We start from the raw sequence: 7170 nt of genomic DNA, 5'->3' as shown, positions 1-7170 counted from the left end.
AAAAAAACGCTGGGCGATGATTTCGCCGCAGCACTTCGCGCCGACTTCCGCGCCCATGGCGCCGGCGTGATCGCCGCCGTGCGGGCGGAAAAGCCCGACCAGTATCTGAAGGTCGTGCTGACGATGCTGCCCAAGGAATTCTCGCAAGGTCTCGATGCGAACCAAAACAGTCTCGACCGGTTGAGCGATGAAGAGATCCGCAGCCGTATCCGCGGCCTCGAAGCGAGGCTCCGCCCGCTCCTCGATGCCGATCAGAACCTACCGGCGCTTCTATTGGGATGCCGTCCTTGGCGCCGCGCTCCCCGACGGCATCGACTACGCCGTCTTCGACTTCGCGGTGAACAGCGGGCCGGGCAGGGCGGCGAAATACCTGCAAGCGGCGCTCGGCGTTGCGCAGGACGGCAGAATCGGCCCGGCCACGCTCGCCGCGGCCAGGGCGAAACCCGCCGGCGTTGTCATCGATGCGCTTTGCGATGCGCGGCTCGCCTTCCTCCAGCGGCTGCCAACCTGGCCGACCTTCGGCAGAGGCTGGAGCGGGCGCGTGGCTTCGGTGCGCCGGCAAGCGCTGCTGATGTCGGCAACACCGCAAATGCCTCCTGGATCCTCGCCAATGATGCCAGCATCCCCGGGCGAGGCGCCAACGGTTGCGACGCCTGCCGGGGGCGCGACACAACCGCCCGCCGTGCCGCCGGCAAAGTCTCCGTCATCCGGCCTTGCCGGCATCTTCGCCTTGATCGTTCTGGCGCTCGGCTCGGCCGTCGCGTGGGCCGCGCATCTTCCCTGCAATCTCTTCAGAGTGTTTTGCCAATGATCGCCGTCATCATCCGCATCGGCCTGCGCTACGGCGCCGGCGTCCTCGTCGCGCGCGGCCTGCTCGGCGCTGGCGACGCCGCGGCGCTTTCGGCCGATCCTGACATCCAGGTGGCGCTCGAAACCGGCATCGGCCTGGCGCTCAGCTTCGCCGCCGAGGCCTGGTACGCGTTCGCCCGAAGGTTCCACTGGTCGAAGTGAGGGAGCAAAAAATGGTCGAGGTCTTCACCGAACTCATCGGCCGGGCCTTGCCCTGGGTCATCGGCGCGCTGCTCCTGATCGGCGCGCTTGTCATGTGGTGGCTGGCATGACGGCGCTACTCTCCTTCCTCGCCGGCAATCCGGCGATCCTGGGCATCCTGGCCTCCTTTGTCGCGGCGCTTGGCTGGGGCTTTCACCAAAGGCTCGCCGGCGCGCGCGCCGAGCGCGCCAGGCAAGCGGCCAGTGAAGCGGCGGCCCGCAATATCGCCGACCAGGTCGATAACGATGTCGGCGCGCTGCCCGCGGATGCGGTCAAGATGGAGCTGAGGTCATGGGCAAAAAACTGATCGCCGCTGTCCTCGCCGCCGCGCTCAGCGGCTGCGCCACGGCCAAGAGCGGCTTTTGCGCGATGTCCTCGCCGCTGCGGCTCTCCGCCAAGGCGGTCGATGCGCTGTCGAACGAGGAAGCGAGGACGCTTCTCGCCCACAACCGCAAGGGCGAGAAACTCTGCGGCTGGAGGCCGTGATGCACGACATCTTCGATCTGCTTGGCATTAAGGGCCAGGTGGTGGCCGCCGGTCTCGCCGGCGGGGTGCTCAGGGCACTCTCGCGCCATCGCTACAAATTGCGCGAGATGGTGGCATCGCCGATCTGCGGCGCTTTGGCCGCCGCCTATCTGACGCTGCCTGTCGCCGCCTGGGTTCAGGCGAGCGGCCTGCCGATGCCGGACGCCGCCGACGATACCACCACTTTAGCCGCCGCCTTCCTCATCGGCGTCTCGGCCATGTGGATCTCGGACATCGTGTTCGAGGTGGTGGTGCGGCGGTTCAGGCCGGCGCCGGAAGAATGAGGTGGTCCCCCGGCACGGACTTTGCCAATCCAGGCCTGTTCGTAGACGACCTTAAGCCGTCGGCAGATTCTCTGAAAACTCCGTGAACCAATTTGTGCCGCCGGGCGACGCATGGGTGCAAATGAACACTATCTACCCATGGAGATTTTCCGATGACTGCAATCCTGCGCAATGCACTTCTCGCCGCTGTCGCCGTCTCAGCCTTGGGCGGCTCCGCGATGGCCGGCCAGCAGATCTACGAATGCGACAACACGCCGACCAACAAGCTCTGGGCCGGCCGCTGCTGCGGCGTCGGCGATGCCAACTGCCTGGGTGGCGAAAGCCACCACCAAGGCAGGGGTGATCACGGCCGAGGCGACAAGGGCGGGAGCAACAACGGCAGAGGCGATAAGGGGCCTAAGTGAGGCCGGCCAGGCAACCGATGATCGCCGGTTCCCAACCGGCGAGCATCGGGCGCAGACCAGGTAACTCCGCGCTCTGTTGCCTCACCCTGTCGGACGCTTGAGCGGCTGGAAGAAGCAGGCCACAATCCCCACCTATGGAGAAATCCAAAGGAGGTTTGACATGGCTTCTTCCGAACGTGCGGTCCTTGCCGGCGGCTGCTTCTGGGGCATGCAGGATTTGATCCGTCGCTTCCCCGGCGTGATCTCCACTCGTGTCGGCTACAGCGGCGGCGACGTGCCGAACGCAACCTACCGCAACCACGGCACCCATGCCGAGGCGATCGAGATCATCTTCGATCCGACCAAGACCAGTTTCCGCACGCTGCTCGAGTTCTTCTTCCAGATCCACGACCCGACGACCAGGAACCGCCAGGGCAACGATGTCGGCATGAGCTACCGCTCGGCGATCTTCTACACCAGCGACGAGCAGAAGCGGGTGGCCGAGGATACCATCGCCGATGTCGACGCCTCGGGCCTGTGGCCCGGCAAGGTCGTCACCGACCTCGCTCCGGCCGGTCCCTTCTGGGAGGCCGAGCCCGAGCATCAGGATTATCTCGAGCGCTATCCCAACGGCTACACCTGCCATTTCGTCCGGCCGGGCTGGAAGCTTCCGGTCCGTCAAAAGGCCGCCGCATCATAAAAATAGCGGCTACGCAGCAGCCGCTTTTGCACGATCACGCCCGCCGTGCCGAAAGGCATGGCGGGCTTTTTGTGTTCCGGCATGCGGACTCAGCCCTTGGCTCGGCGATTCTCGTTTTCGTGGCTGCCGATCCAATGGGCGCGGATGCGGTCGCTGGCTTCGAGATAGGCCATGTCGATGAGATAGGTCAGCAGCTTTTCGCCATCGGCCTCAGCCCTCTGGCGAAGCTCCCGCAATATCCCCTGCGCAAACTGCAGGTTTTCCATTTTGCTTGGCTGGTCCATCGGTGTCCCCAATGTCTGCGAAGTAGATCTGGCTAACTATGCTGCATGAAGATTGTGACGCGATTAACGGTGGGGACGTATCCGGTTGCATTGACCTCGATCAACAAACCGGTTGGACATTACGAAAAAATGTCGATATTTTACGCCCCAATCGGATAGCGACCATGCACGAAGATGAGGGCAGCACTCCCGACAAGTTGCAAGCCATGCTTGACGTGATTGCCAGGAGCGAACCTTCGAGTGGGGAGGCCGATGTCGGACGGATGCAGGCCGACGCCATCAAAGCCGCTAATGTGCTGATCGAATTCTATGCCGATGCCGCGCTCGAACGAGCCAAGCTCATCGAGCGCCGCTCGCCCCAGTCGCATTTCGCGCGCATGGTGACGGCCGAGGTCGGCAGGCGCGGAAGGCTCGCGCCCAGAAGCTAGCCCAGAAACTGGCAAGGTTCGCTTCAGGACGATTTGTGCCCCCTCGATTTCTCGCCAAGCCTTTGCCGGATCTCTTCCTGGATGTTGTCCAGCAGGTAAGACAGCATGTCGTGCCCGATCGATTGCGCGATCGCCTGAGCCTGCTCGACATGGTCGTGAATTTCGCGCAGCGAATGCTCTTCGCACGCGGCGTCCTGCGTCAGATCGACGAACCAGCCTGGATAGAGCGCCGCCTCGCCCATGCCGTCGACATAACATCGGCCAACGGCAAGGATCTTGCGCAGTCCCATCTTTTCCGAGCGGACCTTGTAGACTTCGCGGAAGCCTGACCTGCGCTCTATCGCCTTGCGGATCGCCAGCCGAACCCTCGACCGGTCCTCCCGCTCGATGCTTTGCATCCACCTTTCCAGCGGAGCGCCATGCGAGAATTCCTCGAGCGTCAGGTCGAAATAGGCGGATAGATTGGCATCCCCGTAGATGCGGTCACGCTTGATATCCCAGGTCCAGAACCCGTCGATCGGTGGATACCGCATATGCGCGTAGCGGCTGCGTTCGGGCGCCGACGTCATGAAAACCGCCCCGTCCGGTTTCAAGATTCGCCAGTACTATGTCGCAAAATCCCAAAGAAACAAAGATGGCATTTGTACAAGGCAGAAAATCATAGGGACCGCTGCTTGCTTACATAGTTTGATGGCATGGTTGGCATAACCAGAAAATACGAATGATGAATAAATTTTCTCTTGCCGAAACAATTTTCACTTCGCTGCTGCAACTGAAGCTTGGCGCTTCCCGCGATGGGCAAAAACCGCGCCATTCAAAATAATCTTAAAGTTGTATTCGCCTGGATGCGTGCCAAGGCTGGACATTCTATCTATTTTGCAAGGCCGGCGCGGCAATGCTGGTGTGTTGCCTGAGCCGCGCCGGCCAAAGCGGCCTCCAAAAGGTTTCGCCGCGCCCGGGATGCTAACGGCCGTTGTCGCTCCGGCAAACCGACCGGTGGTTGAAAATGCGCGTACTTCAGGAAGAAGATAGGGCCTCGCGGGTCAGCGGCCGACCATTTCCGGACACATTGCCGACTCACTGAAACCGAAGCTCTCTCTGGCATCGGACTTAAGCCTTGCCGGCGCCAAGACCTAGGCTGAACGCCGATGTGGCTCCCCGCCCGTCTCCGGTTCGCCACCATCGGCCGCCGAATCGTCGGCAATCCTGTCATGGTCGAACTGACGCGCCTCGGGCAGGGGATGCAACCAGTGCTCGCGGCGGCCAATCCACAGTTCGTAGCTGGGCACCAGCCCTTCGGTTGGCGCGACGTCGAGGCTGCCGATCATCACCTCGACCTCGTCCTCTCCGACGGACGGCACACGGCTGCCGCAGGTCGGACAGAAGCTGCGATCGCCATAGGTGCTGGTGATTCCAGTGCTTTCGAAAGCTTGGCGCGGCCACACGGCAAAGGCGTGAAAGACCGAGCCGCTGGTCTTGCGGCAGTCCTTGCAATGGCAAAGGCCGACCCTCAGCGGCTCGCCGGTTACCCGGAATTGCACGCCGCCGCACAGGCAACTGCCGCTGCGGATGATATCGTTGGACATGGCCGTTCCTCCTGCAGCCGGTCTCGCGGGATCGCTAACCGCTACAATTCGAGCGCCGCCGCAACGGTTCCGCACTGCAGGTGGAAGCGTCACTCAACCGGGGAAGTCGAAGACCGGTTCCTCGCAGCGGTAGACGCGGCATGGACCGTCGCGGGTCGGAATCGCGACCGAGATCGGCACCTCCGGCCAGTCGCACTCATTGCCGAACTGGCGCACGAAACGATCATAGGTGTTGGGCCCGGTGGTCAGCACCGCGGCGTGCCGGCTCTGGATCAGCGCCTGCGCCTCGGCGCAGCTCATGGCGCGTGTGTCAGGTCGGGCATGAGCGGCGCACGTTGCCCACAAGATCGTGCCGGCAGTAAGAATGATCGACAGGCTTTTCATGGAGGTACCGGGATTCCAGTCATGGACTTTTCGGTAACGAGTATGGATCGCCGCCGGAACACCGCAAGTCTTTTGAGCGGCGCCCTGGTGCCATCGCCCGGAGCGCCCGCCGGCTTCGGCTGGGCGGCGCGACCGGTCAGTCGTTTTTGCCTTCGTGTCCGCCGCATTCGAGGCACGCCATACTTTGCCCTGGGCAGTTCAGCCGGTGTGTCCCTTCCGGGCAGCAATGACCGTTGGAACTGACCCAGCGTTCGCAAACGAAGACTTTCCTGGCGCCGTGGCAGCGCCGGCACTCTATCGAGGGCATCGGCTTTTCCTCGGGCGAGACGCGATGCTCCGCCTCAACGACCGTGTTCATCCGTTTGATCCCCAACGACTGGATAGTCGGCCCGGTTTTTTGGAAAATATTACATTAGCCATCCGCGATATAAAAGCCCGGCGACGGATGACGAAAGTTTCATCGGTCGACGCTTCCCCTTTGCGCCGCCCTTGCTAAAGGTGGTCCGGCAAAGAGCGCCCGAGCAGATTCCGCCGGGCAAGGGCAGGTAACGGGATCTTCCGGCAATGACATGGACCGGCGCGGGCGTGCTTTTCATCCTGGTAGCCACCTATGCCGGGGTTGCTGTCGGCCGCATTCCCGGCCTGCGCCTCGATCGCGCCGGCATCGCGCTGCTCGGCGGCGCCGCCATGATCGCTATCGGCGCGATCGGTATGGAAGACGCCTACCGCGCCATCAATTTCGACACCATCACGCTCTTGCTTGGCATGATGATCGTGGTGGCGCATCTCAACGTTTCCGGCGCCTTCCGCGCGCTGGGCGGTTTCGCCATCGAGCATGCGCACGCGCCCTTCATGCTTCTGATCATGGTGACGCTTCTGACCGGCGTGCTCTCGGCCTTCCTGGTCAATGACGCGATCTGCCTGGTGATGGCGCCGATCGTCGTCCACGTCACCCGCGTCATAAACCGCAATCCGGTTCCCTACCTCATCGCCACCTGCACAGCCTCCAACTGCGGCAGCGTCGCCACCATCACCGGCAACCCGCAGAACATGGTGATCGGCGCGCTGTCGGGCATTTCCTATCCGGCCTTTTCGGCGGCGCTCGCGCCTGTCGCGCTGTTCGGCCTTATCGCCGTCATCGTCATCATCCGCATCGTCTACCGCGCTGAATTCTCCCGCACGGTGGAGCTCAGCCCCGAGGTCTATCGCGGCCGTATGCTGCCCGGCCAGGTGCTCAAAGCGACCATCGTCTGCGTGGCGCTGGCCATTGCCTTCTTTGCCGGCGTGCCTGTCGCCAAGGCGGCGCTGATCGCTGGCGCCTTCCTGCTTGTCACCCGCGCGATCAAGCCGCACCGCATCTACCGCGAGATCGACGGCCCGCTGCTGTTCATGTTCGCCGGCTTGTTCGTGGTCGTGGCGGGCGCCGAGCGCACGCTGCTCACTCCCGACATGGTCGCCTGGGCGAAGACTATCGGTCTCGACAACGTCTGGCGGCTCTCCGGCTTCACGGCGGTGCTTTCCAACATCATGAGCAACGTGCCGGCGG

The 7170-nt window shown here is 63.0% G+C and carries 13 protein-coding genes; 9 read left to right on the top strand and 4 right to left on the bottom strand.

Annotated elements, in window-relative coordinates:
* Positions 1-244 precede the first annotated feature (244 nt).
* The 7 genes from EOA38_RS22875 (at position 245) to msrA (ending at position 2942) form a co-directional block, all read left to right on the top strand.
* Entirely contained in the window at positions 245-811 is a 567-nt protein-coding gene (locus tag EOA38_RS22875; RefSeq protein ID WP_245464972.1) for a putative peptidoglycan-binding domain-containing protein, read from the top strand.
* Entirely contained in the window at positions 808-1011 is a 204-nt protein-coding gene (locus EOA38_RS39270) for a hypothetical protein (RefSeq protein ID WP_189350121.1), read from the top strand. Before EOA38_RS22875 ends, EOA38_RS39270 begins: the two co-directional genes overlap by 4 nt.
* Before the next feature lie 106 nt (positions 1012-1117).
* Positions 1118-1357 (top strand): ABC transporter permease, encoded by a 240-nt coding sequence (locus EOA38_RS22870; protein WP_126094507.1) that lies wholly within the window; start codon positions 1118-1120, stop codon positions 1355-1357.
* Complete coding sequence (locus EOA38_RS22865; protein ID WP_126094506.1) at positions 1342-1536, top strand: hypothetical protein; 195 nt, start codon at positions 1342-1344, stop codon at positions 1534-1536. The genes EOA38_RS22870 and EOA38_RS22865 overlap by 16 nt, the downstream gene beginning before the upstream one ends.
* Positions 1536-1859, top strand: coding sequence for a hypothetical protein (locus tag EOA38_RS22860; RefSeq protein WP_126094505.1), 324 nt, complete (start codon positions 1536-1538; stop codon positions 1857-1859). Before EOA38_RS22865 ends, EOA38_RS22860 begins: the two co-directional genes overlap by 1 nt.
* Before the next feature lie 152 nt (positions 1860-2011).
* Positions 2012-2263: a hypothetical protein gene (locus EOA38_RS22855; protein ID WP_059186486.1), complete on the top strand. Its 252-nt coding sequence runs from the start codon at positions 2012-2014 to the stop codon at positions 2261-2263.
* A 160-nt stretch (positions 2264-2423) separates the two neighbouring features.
* Complete coding sequence (gene msrA / locus EOA38_RS22850; protein WP_126094504.1) at positions 2424-2942, top strand: peptide-methionine (S)-S-oxide reductase MsrA; 519 nt, start codon at positions 2424-2426, stop codon at positions 2940-2942.
* 89 nt (positions 2943-3031) lie between these two features.
* On the opposite strand, the gene EOA38_RS22845 is transcribed toward msrA, so the two are convergent.
* Positions 3032-3226, bottom strand: a complete 195-nt coding sequence (locus tag EOA38_RS22845; protein WP_126094503.1) for a hypothetical protein — start codon at positions 3224-3226, stop codon at positions 3032-3034.
* 38 nt (positions 3227-3264) lie between these two features.
* On the opposite strand from EOA38_RS22845, the gene EOA38_RS22840 reads away from it, so the two are divergent.
* Positions 3265-3654, top strand: a complete 390-nt coding sequence (locus tag EOA38_RS22840; protein ID WP_126094502.1) for a hypothetical protein — start codon at positions 3265-3267, stop codon at positions 3652-3654.
* Positions 3655-3677: 23 nt separating this feature from the next.
* Here the strand turns inward: EOA38_RS22840 and EOA38_RS22835 are convergent, their stop codons facing one another.
* The 3 genes from EOA38_RS22835 to EOA38_RS22825 form a co-directional block, all read right to left on the bottom strand.
* Positions 3678-4223, bottom strand: a complete 546-nt coding sequence (locus tag EOA38_RS22835) for a PAS domain-containing protein (protein WP_126094501.1) — start codon at positions 4221-4223, stop codon at positions 3678-3680.
* Positions 4224-4787: 564 nt separating this feature from the next.
* Positions 4788-5240: a GFA family protein gene (locus EOA38_RS22830; RefSeq protein ID WP_126094500.1), complete on the bottom strand. Its 453-nt coding sequence runs from the start codon at positions 5238-5240 to the stop codon at positions 4788-4790.
* A 93-nt stretch (positions 5241-5333) separates the two neighbouring features.
* Positions 5334-5624, bottom strand: a complete 291-nt coding sequence (locus EOA38_RS22825; protein ID WP_126094499.1) for a hypothetical protein — start codon at positions 5622-5624, stop codon at positions 5334-5336.
* A gap of 564 nt (positions 5625-6188) precedes the next feature.
* On the opposite strand from EOA38_RS22825, the gene EOA38_RS22820 reads away from it, so the two are divergent.
* On the top strand, positions 6189-7170 hold a 982-nt coding region (locus EOA38_RS22820; RefSeq protein WP_127300318.1), incomplete at its 3' end, for an SLC13 family permease.

Source organism: Mesorhizobium sp. M1E.F.Ca.ET.041.01.1.1 (assembly GCF_003997355.1).
GTDB lineage: Bacteria > Pseudomonadota > Alphaproteobacteria > Rhizobiales > Rhizobiaceae > Mesorhizobium.
The sequence above is the reverse complement of the archived record's forward strand: the minus strand, read 5'-3'. Positions and strand labels throughout refer to the sequence as shown.